Origin of the sequence: Lysinibacillus agricola (genome assembly GCF_016638705.1) — a bacterium.
Classification (GTDB): Bacteria; Bacillota; Bacilli; order Bacillales_A; family Planococcaceae; genus Lysinibacillus; species Lysinibacillus agricola.
Map to the genome: position 1 here is coordinate 3,500,158 of NZ_CP067341.1, position 16,173 is coordinate 3,516,330.

The 16,173-nt window shown below is 41.3% G+C and carries 18 protein-coding genes and 2 riboswitches; of the genes, 4 read left to right on the top strand and 14 right to left on the bottom strand.

Annotated elements, in window-relative coordinates:
- Positions 1–10: 10 nt before the first annotated feature.
- The 14 genes from FJQ98_RS17445 to FJQ98_RS17510 are packed head-to-tail and all read right to left on the bottom strand — an operon-like array spanning position 11 to position 12,666.
- Complete coding sequence (locus FJQ98_RS17445; protein WP_053594976.1) at positions 11–571, bottom strand: nitroreductase family protein; 561 nt, start codon at positions 569–571, stop codon at positions 11–13.
- Positions 572–610: 39 nt separating this feature from the next.
- On the bottom strand, positions 611–1,378 hold the full coding sequence (gene cobA, locus FJQ98_RS17450) for a uroporphyrinogen-III C-methyltransferase (protein ID WP_053594975.1): 768 nt from the start codon (positions 1,376–1,378) through the stop codon (positions 611–613).
- On the bottom strand, positions 1,375–2,013 hold the full coding sequence (locus FJQ98_RS17455; RefSeq protein WP_053594974.1) for a precorrin-2 dehydrogenase/sirohydrochlorin ferrochelatase family protein: 639 nt from the start codon (positions 2,011–2,013) through the stop codon (positions 1,375–1,377). The genes cobA and FJQ98_RS17455 overlap by 4 nt, the downstream gene beginning before the upstream one ends.
- Positions 2,006–3,373, bottom strand: a complete 1,368-nt coding sequence (locus FJQ98_RS17460) for a cobyrinic acid a,c-diamide synthase CobB (protein ID WP_053594973.1) — start codon at positions 3,371–3,373, stop codon at positions 2,006–2,008. Before FJQ98_RS17460 ends, FJQ98_RS17455 begins: the two co-directional genes overlap by 8 nt.
- Positions 3,374–3,384: 11 nt before the next feature.
- Positions 3,385–4,506, bottom strand: coding sequence for a cobalt-precorrin 5A hydrolase (locus FJQ98_RS17465; RefSeq protein ID WP_053594972.1), 1,122 nt, complete (start codon positions 4,504–4,506; stop codon positions 3,385–3,387).
- Positions 4,499–5,284, bottom strand: coding sequence for a precorrin-4 C(11)-methyltransferase (gene cobM, locus FJQ98_RS17470; RefSeq protein WP_053594971.1), 786 nt, complete (start codon positions 5,282–5,284; stop codon positions 4,499–4,501). Before cobM ends, FJQ98_RS17465 begins: the two co-directional genes overlap by 8 nt.
- Positions 5,284–5,991 carry a precorrin-2 C(20)-methyltransferase gene (cobI, locus tag FJQ98_RS17475; RefSeq protein WP_053594970.1) on the bottom strand — a complete coding sequence of 236 codons (708 nt, stop codon included), beginning with the start codon at positions 5,989–5,991 and terminating at the stop codon, positions 5,284–5,286. Before cobI ends, cobM begins: the two co-directional genes overlap by 1 nt.
- On the bottom strand, positions 5,984–7,204 hold the full coding sequence (gene cbiE / locus FJQ98_RS17480) for a precorrin-6y C5,15-methyltransferase (decarboxylating) subunit CbiE (RefSeq protein ID WP_082340087.1): 1,221 nt from the start codon (positions 7,202–7,204) through the stop codon (positions 5,984–5,986). The genes cobI and cbiE overlap by 8 nt, the downstream gene beginning before the upstream one ends.
- Positions 7,161–8,294, bottom strand: coding sequence for a cobalt-precorrin-5B (C(1))-methyltransferase (locus FJQ98_RS17485; RefSeq protein ID WP_053594969.1), 1,134 nt, complete (start codon positions 8,292–8,294; stop codon positions 7,161–7,163). The genes cbiE and FJQ98_RS17485 overlap by 44 nt, the downstream gene beginning before the upstream one ends.
- Positions 8,294–8,953: a precorrin-8X methylmutase gene (locus tag FJQ98_RS17490; protein WP_053594968.1), complete on the bottom strand. Its 660-nt coding sequence runs from the start codon at positions 8,951–8,953 to the stop codon at positions 8,294–8,296. The genes FJQ98_RS17485 and FJQ98_RS17490 overlap by 1 nt, the downstream gene beginning before the upstream one ends.
- A gap of 12 nt (positions 8,954–8,965) precedes the next feature.
- On the bottom strand, positions 8,966–9,727 hold the full coding sequence (cobK, locus tag FJQ98_RS17495) for a precorrin-6A reductase (protein ID WP_053594967.1): 762 nt from the start codon (positions 9,725–9,727) through the stop codon (positions 8,966–8,968).
- Entirely contained in the window at positions 9,724–10,605 is an 882-nt protein-coding gene (locus tag FJQ98_RS17500) for a sirohydrochlorin chelatase (protein ID WP_053594966.1), read from the bottom strand. Before FJQ98_RS17500 ends, cobK begins: the two co-directional genes overlap by 4 nt.
- Positions 10,606–10,619: 14 nt before the next feature.
- Positions 10,620–12,290 carry a precorrin-3B C(17)-methyltransferase gene (gene cobJ, locus FJQ98_RS17505; protein ID WP_053594965.1) on the bottom strand — a complete coding sequence of 557 codons (1,671 nt, stop codon included), beginning with the start codon at positions 12,288–12,290 and terminating at the stop codon, positions 10,620–10,622.
- 4 nt (positions 12,291–12,294) lie between these two features.
- The gene (locus FJQ98_RS17510) at positions 12,295–12,666 is read right to left on the bottom strand and encodes a (2Fe-2S) ferredoxin domain-containing protein (RefSeq protein ID WP_053594964.1); all 372 of its coding nucleotides are present in this window, start codon (positions 12,664–12,666) and stop codon (positions 12,295–12,297) included.
- Positions 12,667–12,803: 137 nt separating this feature from the next.
- A riboswitch (cobalamin riboswitch) is annotated at positions 12,804–12,992 on the bottom strand.
- Between the two features lie 217 nt (positions 12,993–13,209).
- Positions 13,210–13,394, top strand: a riboswitch (cobalamin riboswitch).
- Positions 13,395–13,538: 144 nt separating this feature from the next.
- Here FJQ98_RS17510 and FJQ98_RS17515 point away from each other — a divergent pair.
- From FJQ98_RS17515 to FJQ98_RS17530, 4 genes are read left to right on the top strand one after another with little or no spacing between them, the layout of a single operon-like run.
- Positions 13,539–14,285, top strand: coding sequence for an energy-coupling factor ABC transporter permease (locus FJQ98_RS17515; protein ID WP_053594963.1), 747 nt, complete (start codon positions 13,539–13,541; stop codon positions 14,283–14,285).
- 1 nt (position 14,286) lies between these two features.
- Positions 14,287–14,559, top strand: coding sequence for an energy-coupling factor ABC transporter substrate-binding protein (locus FJQ98_RS17520; protein WP_053594962.1), 273 nt, complete (start codon positions 14,287–14,289; stop codon positions 14,557–14,559).
- Positions 14,560–14,564: 5 nt separating this feature from the next.
- Positions 14,565–15,335 carry a cobalt ECF transporter T component CbiQ gene (cbiQ, locus tag FJQ98_RS17525; protein WP_053594961.1) on the top strand — a complete coding sequence of 257 codons (771 nt, stop codon included), beginning with the start codon at positions 14,565–14,567 and terminating at the stop codon, positions 15,333–15,335.
- Positions 15,335–16,171 (top strand): energy-coupling factor ABC transporter ATP-binding protein, encoded by an 837-nt coding sequence (locus tag FJQ98_RS17530; protein WP_053594960.1) that lies wholly within the window; start codon positions 15,335–15,337, stop codon positions 16,169–16,171. The genes cbiQ and FJQ98_RS17530 overlap by 1 nt, the downstream gene beginning before the upstream one ends.
- The last annotated feature ends 2 nt before the right edge of the window (positions 16,172–16,173 follow it).

Consider the following 16,173-nt stretch of genomic DNA (forward strand, 5'->3'; position numbering starts at 1 on the left):
TAAGCCTCCCTTAAAGCCATGTTGTTTTTTCTTCAAATGGGGTACGTTTCTTGTCTTTAAGCTCCTGCTCTTCTGGATAGCCAATAAAGATTGTTCCTACTACCTTTTGTGATTCACTTGCGCCAATGAATGCATGCATACGTGGATCATGAACAAGTCCTACACCGCGTGTACGCCATACAAAGCCAAGCCCTAGCTCCTCTGCGGCAAGCCACATGGACATAATGGCACTGCTTACAGCAAAGACATTATCTGCTGTCGCATCAGTATCGTCTTCCACAATATCTGCCGTTACAACAATGGCAACAGGTGTTGTTTGCACAACCTTTAATGAGCTTTCTACTAAATTTGGCTTTGTTGGGAATCGCTCCTGTAAATAAGTACTTGCCATTTCCTCATAGCGTTTCATCGCATCGTCTTGAATAACATAAAAATGCCAAGGCTCACGCATACGGTCATTTGGAGCATAAGTGGCAGCTTGTAAAATTTGCTCGATTTTCTCTTTTTCAACAGGCTGTGTCGTGTAATTGCGAATCGCACGACGATTTTTTAAAGCCTCGATTACTGTCATGATGTATTTCCTCCTTATGCGAAAACAAGTTTTATTCCTTTATGTAAAGGCCATTCCTTGCTCTTCAAACCATTGAATTTTCTCGCGCACATTGACGACTTCGCCAACGACAATCATGGAAGGGTTATGGTAGCCTTCTCGTTCAATAATGCTAGCTATTTCATCAAGCTGTCCTGTAATAGTACGCTGTTGATCTGTTGTTCCCCACTCAATAACGGCAACTGGAGTAGTTGCCTTGCGCCCATTTTCGATGAGCTTTTTTGAAATATAAGCAATATTGCCAACACTCATATAAAAGGCAACTGTATCAATACCTGTTGCAAGGGCAGGCCAATTTAAAAAGTCCTGTCCTTTTTCCTCACGACCGTGCCCTGTTACAAGGGCAAAGCTTGTCGCAAAATCACGGTGTGTTACAGGGATGCCGGCATATGCTGGGGCAGCAATTCCTGCAGTAATACCAGGTACAATTTCATAAGCAATACCATGATTTTTTAAGATTTCCGCTTCCTCTGCACCGCGACCAAAAACGAATGGATCGCCACCCTTTAAACGTGTGACAATCTTGCCTTCCTGCGCTTTTTCGACAAGTAATGAATGAATCTCATCTTGAATTAAGTGATGCTTACCAGGTAATTTACCACAGTACACAAGCTCAGCATCTTTTTTCGCAAACTCTAATAATTTCGGGTTCACAAGACGGTCGTATGCAATGACATCAGCCTTTTGAATACATTCGAGCCCGTACACTGTAATGAGCTTTGGATCTCCTGGTCCAGCTCCAACTAAATACACTATTCCGTCTTTCATCGCGCTTCTCCCATCAGTATTTGTTGTAAAAATGCTTCACGTCTATCAATCTCTCCATTACGTGTCCATTCTAGTAAGCTCGGTTCAAGTAATGATTGTAATGCCGCACGTCTTTGCGGACCTTTCTCAAACTTAGCAGCAATCATTAACCGCGCTTGCTGTAGGAAGCATACATAGTCATCATAAACGGCATCAAATTGCTCTTCGAGGTCCGCTTTGATTTTACGCGCTAGTGCTGGACTGGCACCTGACGTTGATACAGTTAACACTAATGGACCACGGCGCACTGTCGCTGGCGTAATAAAGTCGCTCTCAGCCTGCGCATCAGTGCGATTGATGAGCTGCCAATGCTGGGCTGCTTCTTGTACAGCCTCATTTACTGACGTATCATTTGTTGCCGCAATAATGAGTGATGCATCATCTAAGTCACGCGGTTCAAATTCTTTTTCATGCCACGTAATTTGCCCGGATTCCGCAAGTGGCACCAATGAGTCATCTAGAGTTGGGCTTACAACGACAATATTTGCTTTAGCTGGAAGCAGTGATGCTACCTTCTGTGTTGCAACGTGCCCCCCACCAACAATTACTACCGTTTTATATTCAATATTGATATGAATAGGAAAATAATTAGTCATGATTTTTCACCTTCTTACAAGCTGTTAACCAGTTGTCAACAAGCTTTGGGTTAGATACAAAATGAAAATGTGTATAGCCTGCTACTAAATTTCCTGCTTGATAGCCCTCTTGTTTATTACCAAAGCGCCCCTTCGTTTCATAGGCCGGCGTATTGTGTGTGCCGCTATATTTTGAATAGTGGAATTCATGTCCCTTTGCTTCTTCATCTGTACCAATTAAAAAATTATTGGGTGTGCCAAAAATTTCACGGTAGCCGAGAGCCGCTAGCTTTGTTTGCATCGCTACTTCTCCTGGAATAACACCTACCATGTCATAACAGTCACCATTACTATTCGTAATAGCCTCTGTCAAATACATGAAGCCTCCACACTCAGCTAATGTCGGTAAACCTTTGGCGATTGCTTCACGAATAGATTTTTTCACATCGGAATTTTTCGCTAATATATCAGCAAATTCCTCTGGGAAGCCCCCACCTATATACAAACCGTCTGCTTCTGCGGGAACAGGCTCATTCGCAAGTGGTGAGAAAAATTGCAGCTCTGCTCCTTTTGCACGTAGCAACGCCAAATTTTCTTCATAATAGAAGTTAAACGCGGCATCCTTAGCTACGGCAATGCAAATATTTTCCGATGGTTGTTCCTCAAATAGTTGCCCGGATTCTTGTAGAACGGGAGCCTTTGTTAATGCAAGCAATTGATCTAAATCAATCGTCTCTGCCATTAAAGAGCCTAGCTTATCAAAAAATGTATCGAGTTCTCCGCGTTCGATTGCAGGCACTAATCCTAAATGACGACTTGGAATATCAATCCCTTCCTCACGCTTCAAATATCCGATAACAGGAATACCACATTCCTGCTCAATTGCAGCCTTCGCAATCTCATAGTGACCGACACTACCAACTTGGTTGGCAATGACACCAACGATATTCGGTTGATCCGACAACAATTGAAAGCCTTTCACAACTGCTGCTACACTTCGTGCCATACTTGCACAATTGACAATTAAAATAACAGGGCTCTCTGTGACAACACTAATGTCTGCTGCAGAGCCAGCATCCGATAGCGGACTTTTGCCATCATAAAAACCCATAACTCCTTCAATAATGGAAACATCAGCATCTTTACTTGCGCGCGCAACAATATCACGCACTGCTTCATGTGAAAACATCCAGCTATCGATATTGCGTGAGACCCTTCCTGTAACAGCAGTATGATAAGTAGGGTCAATATAATCGGGACCACATTTAAAGCCCTGCACAATTTTGCCCTTTTCTTGTAATGCTTTCATGAGTCCAATTGTAAAGGTTGTTTTACCAACTCCACTACCAGTACCAGCAAGTACAAAACGATTCGTTTGCATAGGCTTCCTCCTTAAAATGTTAATCTAGCAACAGAGATAGTAGCATTGCCCGATTTTTTCTTTTCTAGCACAAGTGACTCCACCTGCGCATAACGCATTGCTGCAGGCTCACTCACTCCGTATGCTCCTGTATATTTAAAAACGGTTTCCGAAGGTGATGGGAAATCAATTTCATTTAATTCCTCCGGTGAATATGTTACAAATTCCCAATCGTATTTCTTTGTTATTTCTAGGAAGCATTGCTCGTCCTTCTTTAAATCAATCGTGCATAGCGCTTTAACACTTTTTTTCGAAAGCTTTAGCTCCGCAAGGGTTTCATCAATGACTTGCTCAATTTCTTCCACAGATGTCCCACGATTACAGCCCATGCCAAGCACGACCGATTTTGGTCGATAAATGACACCATTTTCAAGAAGCACTTCTTCTTCGGGGTCAATGATGCGGTCAGTAATCAGCAATGTCGCATGTGGTTTCGCTTCTATCGCAGCATATGTTGTCGAGTAAATTTTAATTTGTTCTGGCATCGCTGTGTCACGCATCCACCAGTCACGTTCCCCCGTTTCCTGAACGATTGCAACATGCTCCTCGTTGACAACTGAGGCACTTACAGGTGTCAGTTTATCGGCACTATCCCATACCCAGCCAAAACGTGCACCAAATAAATCAACCGGAATAGTCTTTTGCACATCTGAGGCTGTTGTAATAATTGGATTTGCCCCAAGCGCTGCAGCTACTTCATGTGTTAGCTCATTGGCGCCACCTAAATGTCCCGATAACACGCTAATAACGTTTTCACCACGGTCGTCAATAACAACAACGCCTGGATCTGTCTTTTTATCCTTTAAAATCGGTGCTATCATGCGGACAACTGCTCCGAGTGAGATGATTAAAATTAGGCCTTTATATTGCTTAAAAAGAGTAGGCAGCAGTAACCGCACAGTACCTGTAAACATTTGAATATGCTTTTCTGCTTCATCGCCCTGCTCAAATTTACTCATGTAATATAAGTCGCTCGCAGCAAAAGTATGCTGCAAGCGACGTCCGATTTGAACACCGTGTTTTGTGATGGCTACAACTGCATAAGGATTTCGTTGATCAACTTCTGGTAATAAACCCTCTTGTAACTCAATCACTTGTCTTCACACCTTTTCTAAAGCCATGTGTAAAGGAAGCATCATATAATTTCGAACGATATTGATCCTTATCATGAATAGTCGGATCTAATGCCCAGCCAGCTAAAATCATCGCATGCTTACGAATACCGTTGACACGCATTGCTTCATCCAACTCTATTAATGTTGTACGCACGATTTTTTGATCTGGCCAAGAAGCACGTTGAATAACAGCTACTGGTGTATCATCAGCCCATCCAGCACTCTGCAATTCTTTTACTATTTTCTTCGTTAGCGTTGCGCTCAGGAATAAGGCAATTGTACAATGGTGACTTGCTAAATCGCGTAGTTTTTCAAACTCTGGCACAGGTGTACGTCCTTCGGCACGCGTTAAAATAAGTGTTTGTGTTAAGTCAGGAATTGTTAATTCTGCCCCGATTGCCGCTGCCGAAGCGAAGACAGAGCTAACACCAGGAATAACCTCATAGCCAATGCCTTCTTTTTTTAATAGGGCCACCTGCTCCATGATTGCTCCATACATCGCAGGGTCACCTGTATGCATACGAGCCACTACTTTACCCGCATTAACACGATCTACCATGACCGCTACCATTTCCTCTAAGTGCATACCTGCTGTACGAATGACCTCTGCATCTGGCCTTGCCTTTGCAATCAGGTCCTCACTTACTAAAGAATCTGTATACATCACAACGTCTGCTGTTTGTAGCATATGTAAGCCTTTTACTGTAATTAAATCTGGATCACCAGGACCAGCGCCGACAATATATATTTTCTTCATTATTTACGCACCACCATTAATGTTAAATATTCTAAATCGACTCCGTCTAGCTCGCGCACATCCCAAATAATTTCCTCGTCAGACGTTACCTTTGTTACGACTGATGCCTTATCCAGTAAATCTAAATCACGTAGCACCTCAAGCATTAAATCAATAACCTTGGCTACTTTTATGAACACCACTGCATCGTGACTTTCAATCGCTTCACGCATGGCATCATAGTCATCATGGGCGGGGACAATGGCAACACGGTCATCACCATCTGCTAGCGCGATCCCAAGTCGTGATGCAGAACCATTGAACGAAGAAATTCCAGGAACTGTTTGAATTTCAACATCAGGATGCATTTCTTGCATAAGCTTCATCATATGGATGAACGTACTATATAATAATGGGTCACCTTCTGTAACGAATGCGACATCCTTACCTTCTTTTAATTTTCCATAGACAAGTTCCACTGATTTCGTCCATTCGCGTTCTAATACAGCCTCATCTTTTGTCATAGGAAATACTAGTCCAAGCATATCCTTTTCTTCTGGGTTAATATAGACATCTACAATACGATGGGCATAGCTTTTACTACCTTTTAGTTTTTTCGGATAGGCAATAACGGGCGATTCCTGAATGACGCGGAAAGCCTTAACTGTAATTAACTCTGGATCGCCAGGACCTACGCCCAAGCCATATAATATACCTAGATTACTCATGATTTTCTTCCTTTCGATATGCAGAAATAATGTAAATCGGATTTAATGGGACAAAACGTGTCATATCTAATATTGGTTTACTGCGCGCAAGCTGTGCCTGCAATATGTCTACAGCAAAGCCACAAGACTTAAACGCTTCGACAGCCTTATATAAATTTTCAATGGTTGCAGCATTCAATACAATACGACCATTTGGCTTTAAGCGTGTACAGCATAATTGTAATAGCTCCACCATTTCTCCTCCTGTGCCGCCGATAAAAATCGCGTCCGGATCAGGGAAGTTTTCAAGTCCTGCTGGCGCTTTACTATGAATAGCTGTAATATCTACACGGAACTTTTGTTGGTTTTGCAGGCAATTTTCTAAATCAGGAGCGTTTTTCTCCACTGCAAATATTTGACCTTCTGGCGCAAGCTTGCCAGCTTCAATCGCCATCGACCCTGTGCATGTACCAACGTCCCAAATGATGCTATCCTGTTGTAGCTGCATCGCTTGTAAACTTAAGACGCGAATTTCTTTTTTCGTAATAAGCCCTTTATCTGGCTTGCGCTGTGAGAATTCTTCATCATCAATACCGAGTGCATAACGTTTCGGCACTGAAGTTTGCTGTAAAATGACAACATTTAATGGAGAAAAATCAGCCATTTCTAATTCATTAAGCGAATACCAGCCAAATTTTTCATTTGTACCTTGTAAATTTTCTGCCACAAATGCACGGTATTCTGTCATGCCAAAATGCTTTAAATAACGTGCCAGCGCGTTTGGGTTATTTTCTGCATCTGTTAGCAGTGCCACTTTCTTTTGACCATCAATACGTTGTGCTAAGCCTTTCATAGAGCGCCCATGAATGCTTGTTACATAGGCATCTTGCCAACTTTCCCCCATCTTTGAAAAAGCAAGCTGTACTGAGCTCATATATGGGTAAATTTCAATATCTAGCTTTTTCGCTAAATAACCACCGATTCCATAAAATAATGGATCACCTGACGCAAAAATAACTGTATTTCTTGTTTCTGTAGATAATCTTTCAACCAGCGCTGAAAGACCACCTTTAATCAAAATTTTCTCTCCAGTAAAATTCGGGAAAAATTCTAGGACACGCTCCCCGCCAACAAGCACCTCACAGTCTTCAATCCACTGTACATATTGTCGTAGCAAGCTTTCTTGTCCATTATCCCCGATCCCAATCAATTTCATTGATCGATGCAATGTCATCAGCCCTTCCTAATAATTGTCCCTGCATCGAATAGATCGATGTGGAAAGCGTTAAACCGCCCTTAATGTGATGTAATGATGAATAACAGCAAGCTTCGCATAAGTGGTTGAAGAATGCATCATAGCCCTTTTCTGCCATAATTTCTCCGACTTGCGAAGCAGTGTTTGCCTCTCGTACGTTTGTAACGGTTTCTTCATTTGCACCTATATCCACTGCTAATTGAGCTAAAAAGTTAAAATCAATAGGAGCACTTTTGGAGTGCACCATCATGACACCTTGTGCCACCTTCGAGAATTTCCCCATCATCCCAACAAGCGATACTTTCTTCATACCGAGTCGCTTACAATGCTTTAATGTAAAGCCAACAAAATCGCCCATCTCAACGAACGCTTCCTCTGGCAAATCAGGGTATTGTGCCATTGCATACTTTTCACTGCGTCCACCTGTAGTGACAACTAAATGCTCACAACCAGCCTCTTTTGCAACACTAATCGCTTGGACGATACTGGCCATATACGCGGAACTCGAAAAAGGCACGACGGTTCCCCTTGTGCCTAAAATGGAGATGCCTCCAATAATACCAAGTCGCCCATTTAACGTTTTTTTAGCCATTTCCTCACCTTTAGGGACTGAAATAACTACGTTAACGCCTCGTTTAATTTGAAATTCGTCAAGTACGCCTTGTACAGTACTATGAATCATCTTCCGTGGTACAGGATTGATGGCTGCTTCCCCGACAGGTACTGGTAAGCCGGGCTTTGTTACGCGCCCGACACCAATTCCACCGTCCAGATGAATGCCTGGTATATCCGACCAGCTTACTGTGCCAACAATGAGTGCTTTATGTGTTGCGTCCGGGTCATCACCAGCATCTTTAATCGTTTCACAGCTAACAGCATCATGCTGAAATGTACATTTTTCTATCGTAAAGGTCGCATCTCGCCCAATCGGCAAATGAATGGTACTTGTTTCTTGCTCTTCATTTGTTATTAAGGCAAGTAATGCGGCCTTCGTTACTGCAGTCGCACAGGATCCAGTTGTATAACCGTGACGCATGTCTTTGGGATCCTTTTTAGGCTTCCGCTCCATTATTTTTTCGCCTGTTCATCCGCTAAAAGTGAGACAGCATTCAATGCGGCAACCGTCACTGTACTACCGCCTTTACGACCAACATTTGTAATATACGGAATACCTTCTAGTTTTAGTAGCTCTTCCTTCGACTCAGCAGCTGACACGAAGCCAACTGGCATACCGATAATTAAATCCGGTTTCGCTAAGCCTTCTTTAATTAAACGAATTAATTCAAGCAATGCTGTTGGTGCATTCCCAATTGCATAAATACCACCTTCATGTAATTTAGTAGCCTTTTGCATAGAAATAATCGCGCGCGTTGTGTTTTGTTTTTTGGCTTCAATCGATACGTCTTCATCTGCAATATAGCAGTGCAAATCGCCGCCATGCTTTTGGAAACGTTTTTTCCCTGAACCACTTTCGATCATTTGCACATCTGCAATGACATGGCGACCAGCAAGAATTGATTTAATACCTGCCTCAAGCGCTCCTGGTGTAATAATAACGCTACGTCCAAGCTCAAAATCAGCAGAAGCATGGATGATACGACGTACTACTTTCCACTCGTCTTCTGAGAAATTATGCTCGCCCATTTCTTCTGCAATAATGGAGAAACTGTAATCGTAAATTTTATCTGGGTCTACTGTTAATGGTTTGAAATCTGTTTTAAAGTCCATCTGGATTGCCTCCTAAAGTGTGTTTTGTACAGCTTGTAGTACATCTTCAAATGTAGAATATTGCTGTCCGTATTTTATATTTGGTCTTGCGATTAAAATTGTTTCAATGCCACATACAAGAGCAGCCTCTAGCTTTTCATCCACCGAGCCAACCTTGCCGCTTTCTTTCGTAATCATCAATGTCACACCATATTGACGAAAGAGGGCTTCGTTTAATTCCTTTGAAAAAGGGCCTTGTATGGCAACAATATCTCTTTGTGCCACACCAAGTGCTTCGCATTTTTCCATATTATCGAGTCGAGGAAGCATACGCGCAATTACTCGTGTATGTTCTAAACCATGTAACACCTTTGTAAATGTTGCTAGCGTTTTACTGCCCGTCGTTAGCATAATGACGCCGCGTTTTTCCGCTGCTAAATGGGCAGCCTCCTCATAATCTTTCACAATCGTAATTAGTGGGTGTGCATAATGCTCATGGGCACGTTCATAGCGAATATACGGAACATTTGCTTGCTCAGCAGCAGCCATAGCATTTTTTGAAGCTTCTTCAGCAAATGGATGAGAGGCATCTACAACTAAACGATACCCTCGCTCTGTGATAATCGTCGCCATTTCCTCAGCCGTTAATCGACCAATTAAATGAGGGAGGCCTACTTCTGCAAGGCTTGAAGCGGCTGATTCAGTAACGACCGTAGCTGTCACAGCGTAACCTGCTGACTGTAATTCAAGTGCTAGATTCCTTGCATCACTCGTCCCTGCTAACATGAAAATCATTTCACTGGCTCCTCTTCATGGTGGTGATCATGTCCATGATCGTGGTCATGATGGTGATGATGATGCGCATGTCCATGCACCGCCGCATAAGCACGATAATTTTCTAAATCTTGCATACCTGTTGATGTACCATTCACAGCTTGCTCAATTCGCTCTAATAACACATTTTGCAAACGCTCATGATAGCCAAAATAGTTGGCAATTTGAATATCACAGTCAGCATATTTTTCGTTAAATTGCTTACACATGCCGTTCATACGTTCCATTAGGATACCTGTGAATAAGAAATACGGTAGCATAATGATTTTTTTAGCACCCAGCTTCACACAGCGCTCAATTCCTTCTTCAACACGAGGATCTGTGACACCCATAAAGGCGCTTTCTACATACTGAACCGGGAGTTTTTCCCATAATAAACGTGTAATTTTATAAAAATCACCATTTGCAGCTGGGTCACTACCGCCTCGTGCAATTAATAAAATGGCAGTATCCTTATGTTCTTCCTCAGCATTAAAGCCAATTTCTGCTAAACGGTCTTCTAAAATAGCAAATATTTCGTCATGGATACCGATTGTTTGGCCATATGTGAACGTAATATTTGGATAATGCTCACGCGCATGTTCGATTTCTGCTGGAATATGAAGTTTTGAATGTCCAGCATGAAGAAGAATAATCGGAATAACATGTACCTCTGTAGCACCCTTCTTCACACAGTTCGTAATACCTTCTTCAATATTTGGAGATGCAAACTCTAAGAAACATGTTTCCACTAAAAAGCTTTCATCAATACGAGGTGTCATTTGCTCGATAAACGTGCGTACCTCATCATTTCCTGCTGCTAAACGGCTCCCATGGCCGACAAATAAAATTGCTTTCATCTCATTACTCCTCACTAGTCGCCGCACGGAGCTGGCTCTACTTTTATTTTTGAAGACATATCCTGATACGTAAAATGTAGGATCTTTTTCACACGCTTAAAGTATTTAAACAAACGTTCATTTGGATGTGCATTTGCTTTATACTCTTCGATAATGTCTGTGATAAGCGGTATAAGCTGTTCAGGCTCTAGGCCCTCAACAACAGGCTGGGCAGCATGTGCAGTACGGCCAACCGGCTTAGCACCAATAAAAACATCAAATTTACTTTTGCGATAAACAATACCAATATCATCAAATACGGCTCGATAACATGCCATACCACAGCCATTAAAGCCAATATTTAATGTTTTCGGTAACGACATACCTCCAAGCTTTTCTTGAATCTCTTCCGCATAAGGAATCGAATCGGCCTTTTCTCCGTAACAGAAGTCACAAGCCTTTAACGATAGCACGTCACCAATTGGTGTTAGTAAAAAGCCCACTTCACGAAGCTTTGCAGTAATTTCTTCAGGCTCAGCCGTTGGAATTTTCAAATGAATTTGATGGTCTGGTGTATACTCCATCGTTCCTTCCTCACCAACGACCTCCGCTAACGTCATCATTTGTTGAGGCGTAAAGAACTTATTGGCTACCCCTGGACTAACAGCTAATTCAAAAATGGATTGGATTTTTTGTTGAACAAGCTTAGGTGTTACCTTCATAGCACTTGTTCCATTCACCATTGTTAGAGCTGCTGTCGCCATTTCAAGTGATGATTTTTTAGGCTTCGGTTCTGGTGTTATGGCTAAACTGGGCTTAATTCGATTGGCATTGGGATCTGTCGCAAAATCATTACGTGCCTTCCCTGTTTCTTGATTCATTGCCCAAGGTTCATTTTCATCTCTAAGTCGTTGATGTGGTCGTAACGGTTGTTTTTCTTCACCAAGTGTATATTTGCGCTGATAACCACGCGGCGTAATCATTTTATTGTCATAGAAGAACGTTGATGAATTCCCGATAATAACCGTTGTTAACATGCCGATATCATGTTCCAGCATTTCTGCTAAAGTCGTCATCGTAATTTCCTGGCGATCACGGTAAGCACTCTTCACAAGTCCTACCGGCGTATCTGGCGAACGATATTCTAATAAAATTCGTTGTGCCTCTACGATCTGTCTCGTACGACGGCCACTCTTTGGGTTATAAAGAGCGATAACAAAATCCGCCATTGCTGCCGCTTCTACTCGCTTTGCAATTAAATTCCAAGGTGTCAAATGGTCACTTAAACTAATGGTACAGGCGTCATGCATTATTGGAGCACCTAGTAAACTTGCACACGAATTAATAGCCGAAATGCCTGGAACAATTTCAACCTCGATACCAGTTGCTTCTGTCCAACCTAGCTCGATTAATACCTCATACACTAATCCTGCCATGCCATAAACGCCTGCATCTCCGCTCGAAATAACCGATACGATACTTCCAGCCTCTGCTTGACGTACTGCTTCCTGTGCACGTGAAACTTCCTCTGTCATACCAGTACTAATAATCGACTTTGCGCTAACTAAATCCTGAATAAGTTCAACATAAGTTTTATAACCAATGATCATATCACTTTGTTGTAGTGCCTCCACAGCACGAGTCGTAATATGTTTAAAATCTCCAGGGCCAAAGCCAACTACGAAAATCTTACCTTTTTGCGCCATTTTGTTACCCCTCTTTCACCTTTTCAATGCCTTTAATGGCTGTTGTTTGTGCTGTCCGCTGTAACGAACCTTCACGCAATGTAAAGACATGCTCATTATGTAACGATTCATGATTTAAATCTTGCACGAGTGCCCTCGCATGCTCCGTTGTCGGCACACGGTACCAATTCCCTTGAGGATATCCAATGACAACGCAAGCATCCTTACATCTGCCATTACAGCGAGTCCTTGTCGTATGTATCTCCTTATCAAGTGCCAGCAACTGTATTTCATCTCGGATTGCCTGTGTAATTTCCTCTGCATCTTTTTTCATACAGCTACTACCATTGCAAATAAAAAGATGTGTTTTCATCCCCTCTAAATTCCAAGTTGTCATAGTTGTTCTCCCCTCATTTGCTTTTAGGAAAAAGAAAAACCTTTACTCTAGACGGAAGAGTAAAGGTTTTGTAGAAGCTAAATAAAAACGAATATACGGGTACTCGCTCTCGCTTCAACTTCTCCCTCCGAAAAGTTTGCATGCATCATCACATAAGCAGGTTTCCTGACTTAAGCTTCCTTTTACTTTCGCACCTTCCCATTTTTTTTATAAATGGTGGCCTTTGCGATTTCATCAGCTATTACAGTAGCGGGGGCTGTATCGGATTTTCACCGATTTCCCTATTATCTTGAAAATATTCAAGCACTTATGGACGTTTTATATGAATTTATGTAATTGAAAACTGTTTCTATCATAGCTTATTTTTTTAAAATTTCAATATTTCTTTCTTAATTTGTGACATTTATATTAATTTTTTTAGAAAAATGTGACATTAGTTCTCTATTTATCTGAATTTTCGACATTGAGACTCAATTAAACATTTTTTCATAAAAAGTATAGCATATATATGGAAATTCATGTTACACTTTGTCGTGAAATCTCACAACTTCATCTTTTTTCGGTGCGAAGTGTTCGTCATTTCGCTTAAAAGGGAAGCCGGTTCAAATCCGGCGCGGTCCCGCCACTGTACTAGAGAGTTTTATAGATAATGTCACTGTCCAAAGGATGGGAAGGCCTATAAAACGTTGAACTAAAGCCAGGAGACCTGCCGAAAAATATGTGATCGTTTCAACCTACGAGGATAGGTGTGCGGCTTAGCAGATTAGAATTCTATTTGCTTTTTTAGCTATACACTTTTCCGCAATTGGAGAAGTGTTTTTTTTATTTTCGCACGCTACAATCGAAAAATTTAATGTTAGGAGGAGAGATATTTGAAATTCTCAGGTTGGAAGCTTAGTTATTTCTTACTGGCATTTTTATTCGTGCCAAATCGTGCATTTGCGATGCATATCATGGAGGGCTTTTTGCCGATTGAATGGGCGATTTTTTGGTGGGTCGTATCGATTCCATTTATTATTTTAGGATTACGTTCTATTCGTAAAACCATTGATGAAAATCCTGAGACAAAAATGATATTAGGTCTATCGGGTGCCTTTGCCTTTGTGCTATCAGCCTTAAAAATCCCTTCTGTAACGGGAAGTTGCTCACATCCGACAGGAGTTGGACTTGGGACAGTTCTTTTTGGGCCACTAGCCATGAGTGTTATCGGAACAATCGTATTATTATTCCAATCTTTACTTTTAGCACATGGTGGTCTTACAACATTAGGGGCAAATACCTTTTCCATGGCAATTGTTGGTCCTATTATTGTTTACTATGTATTTAAGGGCTCACAAAAAATGGGACTATCCTTTTCAGTAGCTGTCTTTTTAGCAGCAATGCTTGGTGACTTAGGTACATATGTTGTCACTTCTGTACAGCTAGCCCTTGCCTTCCCATCTGAAGTCGGAGGCTTTATGGCGTCATTCACAAAATTTGCTGGCATTTTTGCGTTAACACAAGTTCCTCTTGCTGTTAGTGAAGGAATTTTAACAGTGATCGTTATGAACTTCTTGAAAAAATACAATGTGAGCGAATTAAAAGCATTACGTGTTTTCTCAGCAAAGGAGGCACACTAAAATGAAAAAAAACTTACTGCTCTTAGCAATTGTTGTGTTACTAGCAATCATCCCCCTATTTATCCAAAAGGGCGCAGAATTTGAGGGTGCTGATGGCGAAGCGGAAGCAGCAATTAGTGAAATAAATGCTGACTACGAGCCATGGTTTGAAAGCTTATGGGAGCCACCAAGTGGTGAAATTGAAAGCTTATTATTCGCACTACAAGCTGCTATCGGCGCTGGATTTATCGGCTATTTCATCGGTTTAATGCGCGGCAAACATAAAGAAGGTTAAACGCTATGTTACTCATTGATAAGTATGCTTATATGAATAAGCTAGCGTCTGTTCATCCGCTAGAAAAAATGACGTTATCCCTTGGACTTCTTCTATTGTCGCTTATCATGAGAGATGAACGAATTTCACTCATTACATTTATTGTAATGAGTGCTTTTATCATTTTAAGCGCAAAAATCCCTATTAAATATTATGCAAAACTACTATTGCTACCGGGATTTTTTTTACTGTCAAGTTTAGTATCTATTTTAATTTCGATAACGCCATCAACGAGCACGCTACCTGCACACATTTGGTCATTTTCTCTTAATAGTTGGACAATTTTTGTAGGCAGTGCGAGCCTAGTGACAGCGCAACAGCTTTTTTTCATCGTCCTTGGCAGCATTAGCTGTTTGTATTTTTTAATTCTCACGACATCGGTACAATCTATTTGTCACGTCCTACGACTTTGGCGACTTCCCACTTTGTTTGTAGAACTAGTAGAACTTACGTATCGATTTATTTTTATCTTTTTAGATAGTATGCAAAAAATTCATCTTGCCCAGCAGGCTCGACTAGGTTACAGCTCCCCTATGCAGTGGCTTCGCTCAGTATCAATGCTGATCACAGCTTTATTTGCTGAGATGTTCCAACGAAGTCGTGAATTAAACAATGCGATGGAAGCACGTGGTGGCGAAACTGTCTATTGGCAGGAGGATGTTACCTATAACATGAAAAACTGGCTAGGTATTGCTGCAATTTTTATATTCCTCATCATTTATGGAGGTTTTTTCTGATGACAGACTTATTCTTTGAATTAAAACATTTATCTTACGCTTATGCAGATGGAACTCATGCCTTAACAGATATTACACTACAGATTCCAAAGGGGAAAAAAATCGCTTTACTTGGTCATAACGGGGCTGGGAAATCAACGTTATTTCAGCATTTAAATGGAATTTTGAAGCCAACCACTGGAAGTATAGCCTTTTGTGACAAAGAACTTAATTATAGTAGAAAAGCATTAAAAGTATTACGCCAACAGGTTGGTATTGTTTTTCAGGATGCAGACAACCAGCTTTTTTCGGGTACAGTTAAGCAGGATATTGCATTTGGGCCTCTGAATCTTGGCTGGACAACTGAAAAAATTGAAGAGAAAATTGCATGGGCTGTCGCTCAAACTGAAGTTGAAGCATTGCTCGATAAACCGATACATTTTTTAAGTGTTGGACAGAAAAAACGTGTCGCAATGGCAGGAGTACTAGCAATGGAACCTTCCGTATTACTATTAGATGAACCGACAGCTGGGCTAGATAATTATTATGCTGCACAAGTTTTACAGTATTTAGCTACATTAGAGAACGGTGAACGAACAATTTTACTAGCAACGCATGATATCGCTTTGGCATATGAATGGGCAGATCAAATAATCGTCATGGAAGCTGGGAGAATTATTTATAATGGGGATCCAGTTGAAATGTTCTTTCAAGAGGATTTGCTTGAAAGAGCCCATCTTGAACGTCCATGGGTCTTTGAAATGACGATTGCCTTACAAAACAAAAAACTAATTGAGAAAAACATTATAATGCCTCGATCGAAAGAAGATTTACAAAGACTTATTGAGCAGCTTTAAAA

What these genes read in the sequence shown, in the direction of transcription:
- FJQ98_RS17500 (WP_053594966.1), bottom strand. Translation starts at nt 10,605, where the DNA reads ATGAAAGCAATTTTATTTGTCGGCCATGGGAGCCGTTTAGCAGCAGGA.
- cobI (WP_053594970.1), bottom strand. Translation starts at nt 5,991, where the DNA reads ATGAGTAATCTAGGTATATTATATGGCTTGGGCGTAGGTCCTGGCGAT.
- cobK (WP_053594967.1), bottom strand. Translation starts at nt 9,727, where the DNA reads ATGATTTTCATGTTAGCAGGGACGAGTGATGCAAGGAATCTAGCACTT.
- cobA (WP_053594975.1), bottom strand. Translation starts at nt 1,378, where the DNA reads ATGAAAGACGGAATAGTGTATTTAGTTGGAGCTGGACCAGGAGATCCA.
- FJQ98_RS17455 (WP_053594974.1), bottom strand. Translation starts at nt 2,013, where the DNA reads ATGACTAATTATTTTCCTATTCATATCAATATTGAATATAAAACGGTA.
- cobM (WP_053594971.1), bottom strand. Translation starts at nt 5,284, where the DNA reads ATGAAGAAAATATATATTGTCGGCGCTGGTCCTGGTGATCCAGATTTA.
- cobJ (WP_053594965.1), bottom strand. Translation starts at nt 12,290, where the DNA reads ATGGCGCAAAAAGGTAAGATTTTCGTAGTTGGCTTTGGCCCTGGAGAT.
- FJQ98_RS17530 (WP_053594960.1), top strand. Translation starts at nt 15,335, where the DNA reads ATGACAGACTTATTCTTTGAATTAAAACATTTATCTTACGCTTATGCA.
- cbiQ (WP_053594961.1), top strand. Translation starts at nt 14,565, where the DNA reads ATGTTACTCATTGATAAGTATGCTTATATGAATAAGCTAGCGTCTGTT.
- FJQ98_RS17460 (WP_053594973.1), bottom strand. Translation starts at nt 3,373, where the DNA reads ATGCAAACGAATCGTTTTGTACTTGCTGGTACTGGTAGTGGAGTTGGT.
- cbiE (WP_082340087.1), bottom strand. Translation starts at nt 7,204, where the DNA reads ATGACATTGCATCGATCAATGAAATTGATTGGGATCGGGGATAATGGA.
- FJQ98_RS17485 (WP_053594969.1), bottom strand. Translation starts at nt 8,294, where the DNA reads ATGGAGCGGAAGCCTAAAAAGGATCCCAAAGACATGCGTCACGGTTAT.
- FJQ98_RS17520 (WP_053594962.1), top strand. Translation starts at nt 14,287, where the DNA reads ATGAAAAAAAACTTACTGCTCTTAGCAATTGTTGTGTTACTAGCAATC.
- FJQ98_RS17490 (WP_053594968.1), bottom strand. Translation starts at nt 8,953, where the DNA reads ATGGACTTTAAAACAGATTTCAAACCATTAACAGTAGACCCAGATAAA.
- FJQ98_RS17510 (WP_053594964.1), bottom strand. Translation starts at nt 12,666, where the DNA reads ATGACAACTTGGAATTTAGAGGGGATGAAAACACATCTTTTTATTTGC.
- FJQ98_RS17445 (WP_053594976.1), bottom strand. Translation starts at nt 571, where the DNA reads ATGACAGTAATCGAGGCTTTAAAAAATCGTCGTGCGATTCGCAATTAC.